The sequence below is a fragment of the Neisseria flavescens genome (genome assembly GCF_005221285.1).
Lineage (GTDB): Bacteria > Pseudomonadota > Gammaproteobacteria > Burkholderiales > Neisseriaceae > Neisseria > Neisseria flavescens.
In genome coordinates this window covers 1,601,479-1,618,093 of the sequence record NZ_CP039886.1, presented here as the reverse complement: position 1 = coordinate 1,618,093, position 16,615 = coordinate 1,601,479, and the positions used below count along the sequence as shown (strand labels likewise).

The 16,615-nt window shown below is 54.1% G+C and carries 19 protein-coding genes and 1 tRNA gene; 7 read left to right on the top strand and 13 right to left on the bottom strand.

Translation table 11 applies throughout. From position 1 onward, the window contains the following. The first annotated feature begins 203 nt into the window (after positions 1 to 203). From mgtE to FAH67_RS08305, 4 genes are all read left to right on the top strand, one after another. Complete coding sequence (mgtE, locus tag FAH67_RS08320; protein ID WP_003682619.1) at positions 204 to 1,676, top strand: magnesium transporter; 1,473 nt, start codon at positions 204 to 206, stop codon at positions 1,674 to 1,676. Between the two features lie 124 nt (positions 1,677 to 1,800). After that, positions 1,801 to 2,418 (top strand): thiamine phosphate synthase, encoded by a 618-nt coding sequence (gene thiE / locus FAH67_RS08315; RefSeq protein ID WP_003682622.1) that lies wholly within the window; start codon positions 1,801 to 1,803, stop codon positions 2,416 to 2,418. Between the two features lie 264 nt (positions 2,419 to 2,682). After that, positions 2,683 to 2,877, top strand: coding sequence for a sulfur carrier protein ThiS (gene thiS, locus FAH67_RS08310; protein ID WP_003682624.1), 195 nt, complete (start codon positions 2,683 to 2,685; stop codon positions 2,875 to 2,877). A 118-nt stretch (positions 2,878 to 2,995) separates the two neighbouring features. Continuing rightward, positions 2,996 to 3,784, top strand: coding sequence for a thiazole synthase (locus FAH67_RS08305; protein ID WP_003682626.1), 789 nt, complete (start codon positions 2,996 to 2,998; stop codon positions 3,782 to 3,784). Positions 3,785 to 3,855: 71 nt separating this feature from the next. Here FAH67_RS08305 and FAH67_RS08300 read toward each other — a convergent pair whose 3' ends face one another. The 10 genes from FAH67_RS08300 to FAH67_RS08260 all read right to left on the bottom strand — a co-directional run bounded on the left by FAH67_RS08300 (position 3,856) and on the right by FAH67_RS08260 (position 9,726). After that, positions 3,856 to 4,617, bottom strand: a complete 762-nt coding sequence (locus FAH67_RS08300) for a uracil-DNA glycosylase family protein (protein ID WP_003682629.1) — start codon at positions 4,615 to 4,617, stop codon at positions 3,856 to 3,858. Further along, positions 4,611 to 5,054, bottom strand: coding sequence for a ribosomal protein S18-alanine N-acetyltransferase (gene rimI, locus FAH67_RS08295; protein WP_003682631.1), 444 nt, complete (start codon positions 5,052 to 5,054; stop codon positions 4,611 to 4,613). The genes FAH67_RS08300 and rimI overlap by 7 nt, the downstream gene beginning before the upstream one ends. Then, positions 5,051 to 5,725 (bottom strand): tRNA (adenosine(37)-N6)-threonylcarbamoyltransferase complex dimerization subunit type 1 TsaB, encoded by a 675-nt coding sequence (gene tsaB / locus FAH67_RS08290; RefSeq protein WP_039864439.1) that lies wholly within the window; start codon positions 5,723 to 5,725, stop codon positions 5,051 to 5,053. Before tsaB ends, rimI begins: the two co-directional genes overlap by 4 nt. Before the next feature lie 159 nt (positions 5,726 to 5,884). Beyond that, the gene (locus tag FAH67_RS08285) at positions 5,885 to 6,559 is read right to left on the bottom strand and encodes a glutathione S-transferase family protein (protein WP_003682634.1); all 675 of its coding nucleotides are present in this window, start codon (positions 6,557 to 6,559) and stop codon (positions 5,885 to 5,887) included. Between the two features lie 8 nt (positions 6,560 to 6,567). Further along, a complete protein-coding gene (locus tag FAH67_RS08280) occupies positions 6,568 to 6,963 on the bottom strand; it encodes a DarG family dialkylresorcinol biosynthesis protein (protein ID WP_003682635.1) in 396 nt (131 codons plus the stop codon). Then, complete coding sequence (locus FAH67_RS08275) at positions 6,964 to 8,130, bottom strand: beta-ketoacyl-ACP synthase III (RefSeq protein WP_003682637.1); 1,167 nt, start codon at positions 8,128 to 8,130, stop codon at positions 6,964 to 6,966. A gap of 19 nt (positions 8,131 to 8,149) precedes the next feature. Beyond that, positions 8,150 to 8,395, bottom strand: coding sequence for a GNAT family N-acetyltransferase (locus tag FAH67_RS08270; protein WP_003682639.1), 246 nt, complete (start codon positions 8,393 to 8,395; stop codon positions 8,150 to 8,152). Positions 8,396 to 8,429: 34 nt separating this feature from the next. After that, positions 8,430 to 9,338 (bottom strand): hypothetical protein, encoded by a 909-nt coding sequence (locus tag FAH67_RS08265; protein WP_003682641.1) that lies wholly within the window; start codon positions 9,336 to 9,338, stop codon positions 8,430 to 8,432. Between the two features lie 102 nt (positions 9,339 to 9,440). Next, complete coding sequence (locus FAH67_RS11875) at positions 9,441 to 9,641, bottom strand: hypothetical protein (RefSeq protein ID WP_134982594.1); 201 nt, start codon at positions 9,639 to 9,641, stop codon at positions 9,441 to 9,443. A gap of 9 nt (positions 9,642 to 9,650) precedes the next feature. Continuing rightward, positions 9,651 to 9,726, bottom strand: a tRNA-Phe gene (locus FAH67_RS08260). Positions 9,727 to 9,930: 204 nt separating this feature from the next. Between FAH67_RS08260 and FAH67_RS08255 the strand changes: the two genes are divergently transcribed. Next, positions 9,931 to 10,491 (top strand): hypothetical protein, encoded by a 561-nt coding sequence (locus FAH67_RS08255; protein WP_039864447.1) that lies wholly within the window; start codon positions 9,931 to 9,933, stop codon positions 10,489 to 10,491. Between the two features lie 47 nt (positions 10,492 to 10,538). On the opposite strand, the gene coaD is transcribed toward FAH67_RS08255, so the two are convergent. From coaD to FAH67_RS08240, 3 genes are all read right to left on the bottom strand, one after another. Next, positions 10,539 to 11,051 (bottom strand): pantetheine-phosphate adenylyltransferase, encoded by a 513-nt coding sequence (gene coaD, locus FAH67_RS08250; protein ID WP_003682645.1) that lies wholly within the window; start codon positions 11,049 to 11,051, stop codon positions 10,539 to 10,541. A 107-nt stretch (positions 11,052 to 11,158) separates the two neighbouring features. Then, a complete protein-coding gene (locus tag FAH67_RS08245; protein WP_003682646.1) occupies positions 11,159 to 11,845 on the bottom strand; it encodes a Bax inhibitor-1 family protein in 687 nt (228 codons plus the stop codon). A gap of 163 nt (positions 11,846 to 12,008) precedes the next feature. Continuing rightward, the gene (locus FAH67_RS08240; RefSeq protein ID WP_003682648.1) at positions 12,009 to 12,284 is read right to left on the bottom strand and encodes an oxidative damage protection protein; all 276 of its coding nucleotides are present in this window, start codon (positions 12,282 to 12,284) and stop codon (positions 12,009 to 12,011) included. Positions 12,285 to 12,413: 129 nt separating this feature from the next. Between FAH67_RS08240 and glnE the strand changes: the two genes are divergently transcribed. Beyond that, positions 12,414 to 15,098 carry a bifunctional [glutamate--ammonia ligase]-adenylyl-L-tyrosine phosphorylase/[glutamate--ammonia-ligase] adenylyltransferase gene (glnE, locus tag FAH67_RS08235; protein ID WP_003682650.1) on the top strand — a complete coding sequence of 895 codons (2,685 nt, stop codon included), beginning with the start codon at positions 12,414 to 12,416 and terminating at the stop codon, positions 15,096 to 15,098. Positions 15,099 to 15,361: 263 nt separating this feature from the next. Next, positions 15,362 to 16,456 carry an FAD-dependent oxidoreductase gene (locus FAH67_RS08230; protein WP_039864442.1) on the top strand — a complete coding sequence of 365 codons (1,095 nt, stop codon included), beginning with the start codon at positions 15,362 to 15,364 and terminating at the stop codon, positions 16,454 to 16,456. Positions 16,457 to 16,615 lie beyond the last annotated feature (159 nt).

The following is a 16,615-nucleotide window of genomic DNA, read 5'->3' as shown; positions in this document are numbered from 1 at the left end:
ACTTAAATTTCAGACGGCCTTTCCCGTTAAAAATGGTAAAACGGCCTAAAAAAGAGTAGAATATGCACCGTTTACAACTCTGTGCCTCTCAGTAGGCTTGAATTATGGACCTTCCCAGTTCGCCTTTGAACTTCCCATCTGATACACAACAACAATAATCATCCCGCCGAAATGCCTTCCCGCGTCCGGCGGGCGGAGCATTTATGAGCATCGAACAAACCCCTCCGAATCGCGACAATACCCCCGACAATGATGTGGTAGAAGACCGCATTTCTGACGATCGTATCTCTGATGATATCGACCGCATCCATGCTTTATGCGAAATCCTCGAGCCGTCCTTTGAACAAATCGAAGCAGGCGTGCCGATTGAAGACGAAAGCCTGCGCGACAAGTTCACCGAGCTGACCGTCCTCTTGGCCGAGTTGCACCCTGCCGACGTGGCCGCCGTCTTGGAATCCCTGCCGCCGCGCGAGCGTAACATCGTTTGGCTGTTGGTCGCCCCTGAAGACGATGGCGAAGTCTTGCTGGAAGTATCCGACTCCGTGCGCGAAATGCTGATCGAGTCCATGGACAAAGACGAGCTGTTGGCCGCCGTCGATGATTTGGACGCTGACGAATTGGCAGAGTTGGCAGACGACTTGCCGCACCAAGTGGTGTATGAAGCGCTGCAAACGCGTGATGAAGAAGAGCGCGAGCAGGTCAAAGCGGCGATGTCTTACGAAGACAACCAAGTCGGCGCGATTATGGACTTTGAATTGGTCAGCATCCGCGCCGATGTGACGTGTGAGGTCGTGTTGCGCTACTTGCGCCGTTTCGACAGCTTGCCCGACCATACCGATAAGATTTTTGTGGTCGATGAAAACGACGTGTTGCAAGGCGTGCTGCCCATCCGCAAACTCTTGGTCGCCGATCCTGAAGATATGGTGGCGGACGTGATGGCCACCGAAGTCGTGCGCTTCCGTCCGGAAGACGACGTGGAAGAAGCGGCGCAGGCGTTTGAACGTTATGACTTGGTAACCGCGCCGGTTGTCGATGAAAACAAAAAGCTGATCGGCAGGATCACCATTGACGAAATGGTGGACGTGATCCGTGAAGAATCGGAAGCAGACATGTTGAACATGGCGGGTTTGCAGGAAGAGGAAGACTTGTTCGCGCCCGTCTGGGATTCGGTGAAAAACCGCTGGATGTGGCTCGCCATCAACCTGTGTACCGCCTTTATTGCCAGCCGCGTAATTGGCGCATTTGAAGGCAGTATCGAAAAAATCGTCGCACTGGCCGCGCTGATGCCCATCGTCGCCGGTATCGGTGGCAACTCCGGCAACCAAACCATCACCATGATCGTCCGCGCCATGGCAATGGGGCAAATGACAGGCACACAGGCAGGCCGCCTGCTGAAAAAAGAAGTCGGCGTCGCCCTCGTCAACGGCATTATTTGGGGCACGGTCATGGGCGTGATTTCATGGCTGCTCTATGGCAACATCGGCATTGGTTTGGTCATGGTGGCCGCGATGACCTTGAACCTTTTGCTTGCCGCGACCGTCGGCGTCCTTATCCCCGTCATGATGGACAAAGCCGGACGCGATCCGGCATTGGGCAGCTCGGTGCTGATTACCGCGGTCACCGACTCCGGCGGCTTCCTGATTTTCTTGGGATTGGCAACCATATTCCTGTTGTAATAGGAAAAAAGGACGTATTCGATATGTCCTTTTTCAAACCGTTTAAAAGGCCGTCTGAAAACAAATATTATTCAGACGGCCTTTTCTGATAATATAACAACGAATTATTCCTTTCGGAGCCGTTATGACCTTCCCGCCACTCAAATCCCCTCTGAAATTTTACGCCGTTGTTCCCACTGCCGACTGGGTCGAGCGCATGGTCAAAGCAGGTGCCGACACGGTGCAACTGCGCTGCAAAACCCTGCACGGCGACGAGTTGAAACGCGAAATCGAACGTTGCGTCACCGCCTGTCAAAACAGTGCAACCCAGCTTTTCATCAACGACCACTGGCGCGAAGCAATTGCCGCTGGCGCATACGGCGTGCATCTCGGGCAGGAAGACATGGACACTGCCGACCTAGCCGCGATTGAAGCTGCCGGTTTGCGTTTGGGTTTGAGTACGCACTCCGTCGCCGAACTCGACCGCGCTTTGTCCGTACATCCCAGCTATGTGGCCAGCGGCGCGATTTTCCCGACCACAACCAAGCAAATGCCCACTGCCCCGCAAGGTTTGGACAAACTGCGCGAATACGTCAGACAGGCACACGGCACACCTGTCGTCGCCATCGGCGGCATCGATTTGAACAATGCCCAAGCCGTCCTTGCCACCGGCGTTTCCTCACTCGCCGTCGTCCGCGCCGTGACTGAAGCGGAAAATCCCGAAGCGGTGGTGAAAGCGTTTCAGGCTTTGTGGAATGAATAAGGCCGTCTGAAAACCAAATTTCAGACGACCTGCTCGATTAGGATATTCGATTGCCGTTATTTCGGATGCTATACAGGCAGCAGCGGGTATAGTGGATTAACTTTAAACCGGTACGGCGTTGCCTCGCCTTAGCTCAAAGAGAACGATTCTCTAAGGTGCTGAAGCACCAAGTGAATCGGTTCCGTACTATCTGTACTGTCTGCGGCTTCGTCGCTTTGTCCTGATTTTTGTTAATCCACTATATATACGAAATATTGAAAAACCATGAACATCATCTTAAACGGCGAATCCGCCGAACTTAACGGCACAACCGTTGCCGACCTTATCGCCCAAACCGCGCCGCAAAAACCGTTTGCCGTTGCCGTCAATACCCATTTTGTCGCCAAAGGCGCGTATGCGGAAACGGTTTTGAACGAAAGCGATAAAGTGGACATCGTGCGCCCCGTAGTCGGCGGCTAAGCGTTTTGCAATCAGCAGGTCGGGTATTTGCGCCCGACTTTTGCCTGTTTGAATATCGGGCAGGGTTGCCCGATTGCCCCATGTTTAAAATCTAAAAAATAATACAAAGGAATCCATCATGTTTACCCTATATGGAGAAACTTTCCCTTCACGGCTGCTGCTCGGTACGGCTGCTTATCCGACACCGGAAATACTCAAGCAGTCTGTCCAAATCGCGCAACCGGCGATGATTACCGTTTCGTTGCGTCGTGCCGGCAGCGGCGGCGAAGCGCACGGGCAGGGTTTTTGGTCGTTGTTGGAAGAAATGGGCATACCTGTGTTGCCCAATACCGCAGGCTGTCAAAGCGTTCAGGAAGCCGTGACCACTGCGCAAATGGCGCGTGAAGTGTTTGATACCGATTGGATCAAGCTCGAACTTATCGGCGATGATGACACGTTGCAGCCGGATGTGTTCCAACTGGTCGAAGCGGCGGAAATCCTGATTAAAGATGGCTTCAAAGTGCTGCCTTATTGCACTGAAGACCTGATTGCCTGCCGCCGACTGCTTGACGCAGGCTGTCAGGCGTTGATGCCGTGGGCGGCGCCGATTGGCACGGGTCTGGGCGCGGTTCATGCTTATGCGCTGAAAGTCCTGCGAGAACGCCTGCCCGACACGCCGCTGATTATCGACGCAGGCTTGGGTTTGCCCTCGCAGGCGGCGCAAGTGATGGAATGGGGCTTTGACGGCGTGTTGCTGAATACCGCCGTTTCCCGTAGCGGCGATCCGGTCAATATGGCACGCGCTTTTGCGCTTGCAGTCGAGTCGGGCCGTCTGGCTTATGAGGCGGAACCTGTCGAAGCACGCGAAAAAGCGCGCGCCAGTACGCCGACGGTGGGTCAGCCTTTCTGGCATTCGGCGGAATATTGAAAAACATTAGGGCGTGTCGAACACGCCCTTTTTTGTTGGTGAAAAATCTGATTTCAGATTGAACGGAATGTTCAGACGGCCTTGGCCAAAAGCTGTTTCAATGGCTTTAAGATTTGCCATGCCTGCGCTTTGAGTTGAGGCTGCATCAGCAGGCGGGCGGGGTGGGGAATGACGAAATGCGGCCGCTCTGCGCACAATTCGTTCATCAGTCCGATCATGTCGGGGCTGTCGAAGATTTTGCCGAGGAACAATACTGCGCGCGCTTGCGAAGCGGTCAGCTCGTTTTGCATTTCGGCAAGCTCGGAGCGGATGTGTTCGGCATCGGGCAGGGCGGTGAACACGGGCGCGGTTTTGACCCATGCGGTTTTATGCGCCTGCTCGGGTTTGAGGCCGATAGAGGCGAGGATGTTGTCGAGAAGCGTGCCGACGTCGCCGCTAAACAGCGTACCGTGCAGGCTGTCTTCGGTAGATGGGCAAATGCTGACCACCATGATTTCAGACGGCCTGATGGTTACGTCAAGACGGGGCAGATTGTCTGAATGCGCAGCTTTTTCTGTTTTTGCCGGCGTTTCGGCAATGGCTTTGGGTGCCGCTTCGGGAACGCGGACAGCAGGTTTGGCCGTTTGCGCAGCGGCAATGGCGGCAGTGCGTGCCTGATGGACGCCTGCGGATAAAGTGCGCACGGCTTGCGCGGTATCGGCAGCAATGGTTTTGGGGCAGACGGGTGCGGCTGCGGCTTGAGGCGCGGCATGGATGATTTTGGCGTTTTGGTTCAGCCACATCGGGCCCAAGCCCAAGGCTTCGTGCAGGTGCAGGTAGCGACTGCTTAACATGATTTCTCCATCAATACGGCATCTTCGCTGCCACCGTCGGGCAGGGCGTAGTAGTTTTTGCGGCGGCCGCAGGTTTGGAAGCCGTGTTTGCGGTAGAGTTGTTGCGCGGTTTCATTGCTTGCGCGGACTTCGAGCAGCAATCGGGTTACGCCTTGCTGTTGCACTGCGTTTTGCCAGTGTTGCAACAGAGCGGACGCAATGCCTTGGCGGCGGTATTCGGGCACGACGGCAATCAGGTGTAGCTCGGATTCGTCAAATACGGTTTGCCACACGATAAAACCGGTAATTTGGTGGTCGGTCTGGCTGAGCCAAACGCTGTCAGGATGGTGTTGAACGGCCGATTCAAACTGCTGCGCCGTCCACGACGAAGGATTGCCTTGTGCGTCGATGGCGGCAAGGGTGGGGCAGTCGGCAAGTACGGCTGGGCGCAGGTTCACGGTTTGGCCTTTTGTTGGGCTTGCTCTTGTGCGGTCAGGGCAATTTTGTTGCGGACGTAGAGCAGCTCGGCGTGCGCCGCGTCAGTAGCAACATAGCGGCCACTGCGGGCAAGTTTAAGATAGTCGGCGGCGGTCGGCATATCGGCTTGGCCGTCAAAAGGCGGTTTGTCGGCGATGGCAAAGGCATTGCCGATACCGCCGCTAGGCGTTTTGCCTTCAGGCGCGGTAATGGCGGCGGCTTTGCCAACCATGTAATCGCTCAAGCGGACGTGGTTTTGCGTATCAAACCATGCGTAGAACACTTCGCCCATACGCGCATCGGTGGCCGCCAGTACGCAGCTGGACGGTGGCAGCAGCGAAGCGGCGGCATCGAGGCAGGGAATACCGATCATGGGCGTGTCAAACGGCGTGGCCAAACCTTGTGCAACCGCCGCGCCGATACGCAGGCCGGTAAATGCGCCGGGACCTTGTGCATAAACGATGCAGCCCAAATCGGCAGCCGTGATGCCCGCTTCTTTAAAGAGGCGTTCGATTTGCGGCAGGATTTGTTCGGATTGCTTGGTGCCGACGTTTTCGTGAAACAGGCGGATTTCGCCTTGATGTTCCAATGCGATGGACAGAAAGGATGTGCTGGTGTCGATGGCAAGAGTCGGGCAGTTGTCGGTTGGCATGGTGTTATTTTTTAGAAGGATATGGGTTGCCATTATAGTGGAACGGCGAGGGGGAACAAAGCACTCGGGCGGAAACCTTGTTAAAAACTTTGGCTTCTCGATATATCCGATATGTATAGAAGGTTTAGGCCGTCTGAAACATTTTCAGACGGCCTTGTTTTATTTGTCGAGTTTCAATAAAGGCGAACCTGCTTTTTCAACGGCACGGCGGTAGGCTTCATGCGCCTCGATGCGCTGCAAATAAGCGCGGATATTGGGGTAGTCGGTAAAGTCGAAGCGGTCGGCCGCGGCTTGCAGCGGATAGCTCATCATGATGTCAGCACCACTGAGGCTGTTGCCGACCAACCATTTGCGGTTTTCCAACTCGCTGTCGATGTGGGAAAGATGCAGCGCGGCTTGCGGATGGATAAAGCTGCTTTTGACGCTGCCGCTGATTTTGCGGGCAATCGGTTTGACGAAAAACGGCATGGGTGCGCTTTCAATCCGGCGGAACACCAGTCCGAGCAGCAATAACGGCATCAGAGAACCTTCGGCGTAATGCAGCCAGCGTTGATATTGCCAGTATTCACGGCTGCCGCGTTCGGGCATCAGACGGCCGTTGCCGTAGGTTTGAATCAGATAGTCGGTAATCGCGCCGCTTTCTGCCAAGATAAAGCCGTCATCATCCAATAAAGGCGATTTGCCTAAGGGGTGGATGGCTTTGAGTTCGTCAGGGGCGAGCAAAGTGTCGGGATGGCGGCGGTAGGTTTGCAGGCGGTAAGGCGTACCGAGGATTTCAAGCAGCCAAACAATGCGCAGGGCGCGGGATTGGTCAAGCGAATGCAGGGTAATCATGAGGGGCTTTAAATATCGGTTTGTTTGAGGCCGTCTATGCTGATTTGGCAGGCATCGGCGTATTTTTGCAGGGTTTTGGCCGGTAGTTTGGAGAACACTTCGGGGCGGAAATGCCGGCGCAGCTGCCATTTCCATACGCCTGCCGCCATGGCCAAGCCGGTTTCATCATAACGGCAGCGGAACATATGGTAGTACAGCGGCGAATATTCGCCTTTTTCGACGGCTTCGTGCGCGGACTGCGTTTGGGCATCGAGTTCGCACACCGCCATTTCGGTGGCGTAGGCTTCATCCTGCCAACCGTTGCTGGTGGCCGCTTCGTAGTGGCCGTCGCGGGTGCCGTAGATGACTTTGCGGTGGCCGTGGTAGCTGGCGCTGTTGTCTTGAGGGATGTCGTCAATCTTCATTCAGACGGCCTTTACTGCTTCCAAAAGCATGAAACATGTTGAAAAGCGTCCGCTTTCCGGAACGTAACACAGGATTTTTTGGCCGTGTTCGATGGGGAAAGTGCGCATAAATTCTTCAAGGATGATGTAAATCGAGGCCGAACCCGTGTTGCCCATGCTGTGCAGATTGGTAAACCATTTTTCCTGCGGAATGTCGAAGCCGATATTTTTCAGGCCGTCTGAAAGGCGGTCGCGGAAAAAGCCGGAAGAGTAGTGGGGCAGGAACCAATCAATTTCTTCGGCGCGGATGCCGTGTTTGGCGGCGATTTGGGAGAGGGGTTTTTCCACTGTATAGCGGACGATGTTTTCGTTCAACAGTTTGACGTCTTGTTTGACCGCCATCAGGCTGTGGCGGCGGCCGTAATCGGCATCGGCGTGTTTCCAGCCTTCAAATACGCCGTCGCGGAATTCTGCGCCGGCATACATGCAGGGCGGCATTTCGTTGGCGTAGGAAAGCAGGTCTATCCAATGGATTTTCAGGCTGAGGCCGTCTGAATTGGGGCGGTCGGACAGATACACCGCGCCTGCACCGTCAGACAGCATCCAGCGCAAAAAGTCTTTTTCAAACCCAATTTCGGGGGACGCGTTTTCCAGTTTTTTATGGTCGGTTTCACTTTGGAACACTTCACCGCGCATGACCGCCGAGGCGTTTTCGGAAGCAACGGAAACCGCATGTGCGTGTTCGCCGGTGCGCACGGCGTTGTAAGCGTGTTTCATCGCCGCCATACCTGCCGCGCATACGCCTGCCATGCTGAACACTTCGCAAGGCGGCATATCCAGTAAACCATGCACCATCACACCGTGTCCCGGCATGGTTTGGTCGGGATAGGAAGTGGCGCAGGCCAGGCTGCCGATGGCTTCTGCTGGAACGCCTTGGGCAAACAGGCAGTTGACCGCTTCGGCAGCCAATTCGGCATTGGTGTGTGTCTTGCGGCGGCTTTCGGGATCGATGGCGTAATGGCGCGACAAAATGCCGTTGGAACGCAAAATCATACGGCGCACGCGTGACGGTACATCACCTGCCATGCCGAGGACGGCCTCCATTTCGTCATTGCCGACGGGGGCATTGGGCAAAAAGGCAGAAACGCGGTTGAGATAAACGTCTTTGAGTGTGTTATTCGATGTCATAATGTGTTTGTCAAAATAATCAACCGATAAACCGCGCCGCGTAGTCGCAGCTTGCAGTCAACGGGATATGGTGTGTTTCGGCGTATTCCATCAGCGCGCTCACCAGCAGTTTGGCCATGCCGCGATGACGGAAGTTGGGCGAGACCTCGGTATGGTTTACGTCCCAGCCGCCGTTGTGTTCGGTATAGCTGATATAGCCTGCTTCCAAACCGTCAATATCGATTTGAAAGCGACGGCGTTCGGGGTAGTGGATAACTTCGGGCATGATGGATTCCTAGTTCGAGGCCGTCTGAAACCTATTATCTGCCTGACGGTTGTCCATAATAATCCGCCAGCTTTTTCAGACGGCCTTTGAGCAGCGGATGCAGCAGTTTTTTTAAAATCACGCTGACGGGTAAAACCACCAAAATCATCGCCAATAAAAAGACGATGTAGAAGCACAACAACGCGCGGCGCAAGAGCGGAGAAATACGGCCTGCCGCCATCAAAAGCTTGCCCCAGACGAAGAAGCTGCGGCTGGCGGCATGTTCGCTGAAAATCAGTTTTTCATTGACTGTCACTGCGCCCATGTTTTGAAACAGGGTTTCGTCCAAAGGTTGTTGGTTCAATAGTGCATCGCGCAATTTCGTACCAAACCGCGCCGCATCCGCCAATTCTTCTTCAGCAATGCCGGCAGAGGGCAGGGAGTGGAAATAGCGTTTGTCGCCGGTCAGCATCCATGCGGGCGTGGTAATGAAACTTGCCGCGCTGTTGCAGGCATCGATTTTTACGATGTTGCCGATGAGTTTGGCGCCGTTTTGTTTCAGCAAAGATTTCATTTTTTCCTGCGCGCCCAGCCACATATTGCGGCAGCCGATAAGCGTGATGACCGGTTTGCCGTCCAGCAGTCGGCGCGTTTCTTCGCGTTGCAAAAAGGCGGTAATCGGTTGCGAAGGAGAGAGGAACCAAACGGTGTAGGCAATGACCACCACATCGTAATTTTCGGATGGGATTTGCGGCGGCAGAATCGGGGCGGGTTTTAAATGGACGGTTTCAGGAAAGGTATCGAAAAAACGCCAAAACGGCCATGGAAACGGAAATGTCTGCTCCGGTACGATATTGACGAAATCGACCTGTATGCCGACTGTTTGCAATGGCGCGGCAAAATTTCGCGCCAGGATGGAGAGCTGTCCCGTTTGCGAGTAATGCACAATCAGCACTTTTTTCATTATCTTCCCTGCAATGAGTAAGTTATGGTTGGTTTGGACAGTATTATATAGTAAACCGACCGGCCTTGAACTTTATTCATATTCAGTATGTTCGCGAAGGTTTCAGCCGATTTGGATGGAGGAGGCGCCGTATTTTGTCGGAATGGGGCGGTAAAGCGGATTTTTATGCCATGCCAACATGAACAATGGCCGTCTGAAATTTTTCAGACGGCCTTGTGTGGAAATCGGGACGCATGGTCTGGAACGGAATTTGCGCTTAAAGCATGCGTGCAAATCGTATAGATAAAAAAATAACCGCTTCAAGGCGGTTGGTGGTGGCCAGAGGCGGAATCGAACCGCCGACACACGGATTTTCAATCCGTTGCTCTACCAACTGAGCTATCTGGCCTTCGCGTGTTTCGTTGCGAGATGTGAATTAAACCAAATTTCGTTGCCTTGTGCAAGCGTTTGTGGGCTTTATTTCTGAGGCGGTAAATTAAGATTTTGTTTTGTATTGAATTATTTTTCGTTTTGATTGGCGGTTTTTAGGTTTACCGGTTTGATTTTCAGACGGCCTAAGATACAATCGGCTTTTTTGCTTTGGATTTATGCCATGCTGTATGTGTTTGTTCGTGATATGTGGGATGTTTTGCGTTTGCGCTATCGTTCGCCGGAGACGTATTTGTATTCGCCTTTGGTGATGGCGGCGGTATTGCTGCTGTTGGGTGTGGTAAACGCGGCCAGCATGTCGCCTTTGTTTGGCAGTGGCGCGGCGGCGGTGTGCCTGTCGGTGATTTTGGTAATTGTGAAATGGTTGGTGTTGAGCCGCTCGATGCGCAAGGTGCTGCATTATTACGGTGCGCCCCAGCTGCCTTTGTGGGGCTTTATTTTGGTGTCTGAGGCTTTGCTGCTGCCGTTGTTGCTGGTGTTGTATGTGCCGGCGTTGGCTGCGTTTGCGCTGCTGTGGCAGGCTTGGGTTTTTGTGGTGCAGGTACGCGGTTTTATGTGGATGGGAAATGCGACGCTAGGCCGTGTTTTGGTGGGCTATCTGTTGTATGGTATCGGCGTGCTGTGTGTGGGTACGGTGATTTTGATGCTGTTTATTGCCGCCGGTTGGTTGGACATGGAAACGTTGAATCAAAACCTGCAGGCGCTGATGTCTGCCCGTAAATAATCAATGAAAATTGGAAGGCCGTCTGAAATGTTCAGACGGCCTTTGTTTTATGTGTTTGTTTCGTGGTCTTGCAGGATTTTTTGATAGACGGGGTCGGGGAGGTAGCGGCCTATCATGTCGCGCCAGCCTTGGGGACCGACCAAGCCTTTGACCATGGTGGAGGACACTTCGGCTATTTCGCGCGGCGGCATCAGGAATATGGTGGAAATTTCGGGGGCGATGTCGCTGTTGATGTAGCGCATCGAGCGTTCGTATTCGTAGTCGGCGGAGGAACGGATGCCGCGGACGATGAAATTGGCGTTGGCTTCGCGGGCGTAATCGACCAAAAAGCGGTTTTCAAACACGCTGATGCGGACGTTGGGGAAGGGGTGGGTAATGGCATCGAGCATGGCGCGGCGTTCTTCTATGGTGTAGGTGCTGCGCTTTTCGGGATTGGTGCCGATGGCGACGATGAGTTCGTCAAAGAGGGACTGGGCTTCCTGTATCATCCACAGGTGGCCGAGGGTGGGAGGGTCGAAGCTGCCTGCGTACACGGCACGGCGCGGAGTGGTCGTGGTCATTTTGAGTTGGGAATGGGATTTGTGTGGCGTTCAGGATAGGGGAGTTTGCCGGTGATGTCAAAAATCAAAAAGGCCGTCTGAAATTTCAGACGGCCTTTGCGGCTTGATCAGTCGTCACCACTAATAGCGATGAGGATTCTCAAGAGGCTGCTGAAAATGTTGTAGATGGAGATGAAGATGGTCAGCGCCGCGCTGATGTGGCTGTCTTCACCGCCGTCGATAACGGTACGCACCTGCCACATAATCATCAGGGAACTGAAGACAACGAAGCCGGCCGCGATGGTCAGGCTCAGGGCAGGGATGTTGAGGGAGATGTTGGCCACAACGGCAATCATGAGCACGATCGCACCGGCACCGAGGAAGCTGCCGAGTTTGTTCATGTTCATTGTGGTGCGGCGTGCCATGGCGGACATGGTGAAGAATACACCGGCGGTCATGGCGGCGGCCGTACCGACGATTTGCGCGCCGTTATTAATAGACAGGGCGTATTGCAACATAGGGCTGATGGCAAGGCCCATGCCGAAAGTGAAGATCATCAACAGGGCTACGCCGACGTTGCTGTAACGGTTTTTCTCGATCAGGAAGGTCATGCCGTAGAAGAAGCCGAAGAAGGCGGCCAGGGCAACATAGTATGAACCGAACATGGCGAAAATGTTAAAGCCTGTTTTGGCGGAAAAGAATGCGCCGGCAACGGCAGGAATGAAAGACAGGCCGAGCAGGCGGTAGGTTTTTTGCAGGACGGTATTTTTGGCAACCGAGCCTTGCGAGGTATAGTCGTAAACGTCGTTTTGCATGGCGTTTGCTCCAGTATGGATGAAAATGAATGAAATTTGGATTTTAACAGAAAATCATGGGTTTGTATGATTTATCTGTTCTATTTGCCTAATATGCGGGGCAGTCGGGAATTTTAAAGGCCGTCTGAAAATCGGGTTTCAGACGGCCTTGGCTTTTCAATGCTTATTTAGGCTCTTGCGGAACGTAGCCTTGTACGGCATCTGCGCCGTCACCGAAGAAGTATTGTTCCATCTGCTGGGCGAGGTATTCGCGTGCGCGCGGATCGGCAAGGCTCAAGCGGTTTTCGTTGATCAGCATGGTTTGGTGACGGGTCCAAGCCATCCATGCTTCTTGGGAAACATTTTCAAAAATGCGTTTGCCCAATTCGTTGGGCAGCGGCGGAAATTTCATGCCTTCGGCTTCTTTGCCGAGTTTGACGCAGTGAACCATACGGGTCATGGCGGTTTCCTTATGTGGGGGTTGCAAAGGTTGGTATTTTAGCCGATTGCACGGATAGGGGAAAGCGTGGGTTTTAGACGGCCTGAAACCTTGCTATGATGGTCTTTTCTGTTTATTCAGGCAAAGATTATGAACCGCCTCGACACCGCCCGCCGCCATTCCCTCTTCCTCGCCCGCCAGCTCGACAACGGCAAACTCAAGCCTGAAATATTCCTGCCCATGTTGGACAAGGTTTTGACTGAAGCGGATTTCCAAGCCTTTGCCGACTGGGACACAATCCGCGCGGAAGAAAACGAGGAAGAATTGGCGCGGCAGTTGCGCGAGTTGCGCCGTTATGTGGTGTCGCAGATTATCGTGCGCGATATAAACCGCATCAGCGATTTGAACGAAGTAACCCGTACGATTACGCTGTTTGCCGATTTTGCCATCAATACCGCGTTGGACTTTGCCTACGCCTATTATCAGGATATGTACGGCACGCCGATCGGGCGTTATACCAAATCGCCGCAACATTTGAGCGTGGTGGCGATGGGCAAGGCGGGCGGCTATGAGTTGAACGTGTCTTCCGACATCGATTTGATTTTCGTCTATCCCGAATCAGGCGACACCGACGGCAGGCGCGAACGGGGCAATCAGGAGTTTTTCACCAAAGTCGGGCAGAAACTGATTGCGCTGCTGAACGACATCACCGCCGACGGGCAGGTGTTCCGCGTCGATATGCGGCTGCGGCCGGACGGCGATTCCGGCGCGCTGGTGTTGAGCGAAACCGCGCTGGAGCAATACCTGATTACGCAGGGGCGCGAATGGGAACGCTATGCGTGGTGCAAAGGCCGCGTAGTTACGCCGTATCCGAACGACATCAAATCGCTGGTGCGCCCTTTCGTATTCCGCAAATATCTGGATTACGGCGCGTATGAGGCGATGCGTAACCTACACCGCCAAATCCGCAGCGAAGTCAGCAAAAAAGGCATGGCGGACAACATCAAACTCGGCGCGGGCGGCATCCGCGAAGTCGAGTTTATCGCCCAGATTTTCCAGATGATACGCGGCGGCCAAATGCGCGCGCTGCAATTGAAAGGTACGCAGGAAACGCTGGAGAAACTTGCCGAAACCGGGATTATGCCGTCTGAAAACGTCGAAACCCTGCTTGCCGCCTACCGCTTTTTGCGCGATGTCGAACATCGCTTGCAATACTGGGACGACCGGCAAACCCAAGCCCTGCCGGCTTCGCCCGAACAGCGGCAACTGCTTGCCGAAAGTATGGGATTTGATGATTACGCCGATTTTTTGAACGCTTTAAATCAACATCGAAACCAAGTCAACCGGTTGTTCAACGAAATTTTGAGCGAACCCGGAGAACAAACGCAAAGCAGCGGCGAATGGCAGTGGGTTTGGCAGGAAAAACCCGACGAAGAAGGGCGGCAATGCCGTCTGAAAGAACTCGGGTTCGATGCCGAAACCATCGCCGCAAGGCTCGACCAAATCCGGCACGGTCATAAATACCGCCGCCTTTCCGCCCACGCCCAGCCGCGTTTCGATGCGCTTGTGCCGTTGCTGGTACGGGCGGCGGCAGCGCAAACCAACCCGACCGATACATTGATGCGGCTGTTGGATTTCCTCGAAAACATCAGCCGCCGTTCCGCCTATCTCGCCTTTCTTAACGAACATCCGCAAACCCTGGCGCAACTGGCAGAGATTATGGGCCAAAGTTCTTGGGTGGCGGCGTATCTGAACAAATATCCGATTTTGTTGGACGAACTCATCAGCGCGCAATTATTAGATACGGTGTTTGATTGGGACAAACTCGCCGCCGAACTTTCAGACGGCATCAAAACCTGCGGTGGCGACACCGAAGCGCAAATGGACACCCTGCGCCATTTCCAACACGCCCAAGTCTTCCGCCTCGCCGTCCAAGACCTCGCCGGACTGTGGACGGTAGAATTCCTCTCCGACCAACTCTCCGCCCTTGCCGACACCGTCATTGCCGCCGCCCTTTCGTGCGCGTGGGCGGATATGCCCAAAAAACACCGCGACACCCCGCACTTCGCCGTCATCGGTTATGGCAAGCTCGGCGGCAAAGAACTCGGATACGCCTCCGATTTGGATTTGGTTTACCTCTACGACGACCTGCACCCCGACGCAGGCGACGTGTACAGCCGCCTCGCCCGCCGCCTGACCAGCCGGCTTTCTGCCGCCACCGGCGCAGGCAGCCTCTACGAAACCGACCTGCGCCTGCGCCCCAACGGCGACGCAGGTTTCCTCGCGCACAGCATCACTGCCTTTGAAAAATACCAGCACGAAAACGCCTGGACGTGGGAACACCAGTCCCTCACCCGCGCCCGTTTTATCTGCGGCTCGCCCGAAATTCAGACGGCATTCGACCGCATCCGCACCGAAATCCTCACCGCCGAACGCGACCAAACCGCCTTGGCAGGCGAAATCATCGAAATGCGCGAAAAAATGTTCCCCACCCATCCGCCTTCCGACAGCAACGTCAAATACGCGCGCGGCGGCGTAGTAGACGTCGAATTTATCGTCCAATATCTGATACTTGCCCACGCCCGAAAATATCCGCAACTCCTCGACAACTACGGCAACATCGCCCTCTTGAACATCGCCGCCGACTGCGGTTTGATTGATAAAACGCTTGCCGGACAAAGCCGCACCGCCTACCGCTTCTACCGCCGGCAACAGCACAACACCAAACTGCGCGATGCCAAAAAAACCGAAGTAAGCGGCGAATTGCCGGTACATTACGGCAATGTCAGGAAATTGTGGAAGGAAGTGTTCGGGGCAGAAGTGAAGTTCGGATAAGCAGGCGGGCGTATTTAACGCGTCAACATAATTTGATTTGCCGCCGCAACAAACTCACTTCAAATAGTAAGTTTTGTGTAAGGAAGATATTTTTATAAAAGCTGATTGGCAGCTTGAGGGAAGATTTTGTTTACTCATTACTGATTCAGTCCGAGCATAATCTATCTGCAAAAACTGTTCTCATTTTCTGTCGATATTGTGGTACAGCAAAACAAGTTCTAAAATATGTTGCTTATTTATATATTAAAAACAAGGAGAAACTGATGTCTAAGGTTGCGGTACTCGGTGGCGGTCTGTCAGGTCGTCTGATGGCATTCCAACTGGCAGAGCAGGGCATTTCGGTCGAGTTGTTTGAGAAAGGCGAACGCAACGGCGCGCAAGCCGCCGCTTATGTTGCCGCGGCCATGTTGGCGCCGTCTGCCGAAGCGGTGGAGGCAACGCCCGAAGTCATTCGTTTGGGCAAACAAAGCATTGCGCTTTGGCGCGCGATTGTCGGCCGTCTGAATACGCCGGTGATGATGCAGGAAAACGGCAGCCTGATTGTTTGGCACACGCAGGACAAACCGCTTTCTGCCGAGTTTGCCCGTCATTTGAAGCGCGGCGGCGTGGCGGAACATGAAACCATACGTTGGAACGCGGATGAAATCGCAGCAAACGAGCCGCAACTGGCAGGGCGGTTTTCAGACGGCCTGTATCTGCCGACAGAAGGGCAGTTGGACGGACGGCAAGTATTGAATGCGTTGGCAGATGCATTGGAAGCGATGAATGTCGCGTGCCATTGGTCGTGCGAACGTGAAGTCGAAGATTTAGCGGCGCAATACGATTGGGTCATCGACTGCCGCGGTTATGGTGCAAAGAGCGCGTGGAACAGGCCGTCTGAAAGTGTGTTGCGCGGCGTTCGCGGCGAAGTGGCGCGCGTTTACGCACCCGAAATCGAGCTGTCCCGCCCCGTGCGCCTGCTGCATCCGCGCTACCCTTTATACATCGCGCCGAAGGAAAACCATATTTTTGTGATTGGTGCGACCCAAATTGAAAGCGAAAGCCAAGCGCCGGCCAGCGTGCGTTCCGGTTTGGAACTTTTGTCCGCGCTGTATGCCGTGCATCCGGCATTTGGCGAGGCAAACCTTTTGGAACTGGCCACCGGCCTGCGCCCGACTTTAAACCACCACAACCCCGAAATCCGCTTCAACCGCGAACGTCGCCTGATTGAAGTCAACGGCCTGTTCCGCCACGGCTTTATGATTTCTCCTGCCGTGACTGGTGCGGCCGTGCGTTTGGCCGGTGCGCTGTTTGCCGGAAACGACATTCCCGAATCAGACGAAACCAGCGGTTTGCCGTATATCCGCGCCGCAAATTGAAGCCGTTGCGGACGAAGTTGCTTAAAAATCGGGCAAATTGTTTGTGAAAGACAGCCACAGGCCGTCTGAAAATGATAAAATCGCCGTCAATTCAATTAACCTTGCGTCTGAAAACCGCATGATGCCGTATTCAGACGCCAAACCAATTTCCTATTTAAC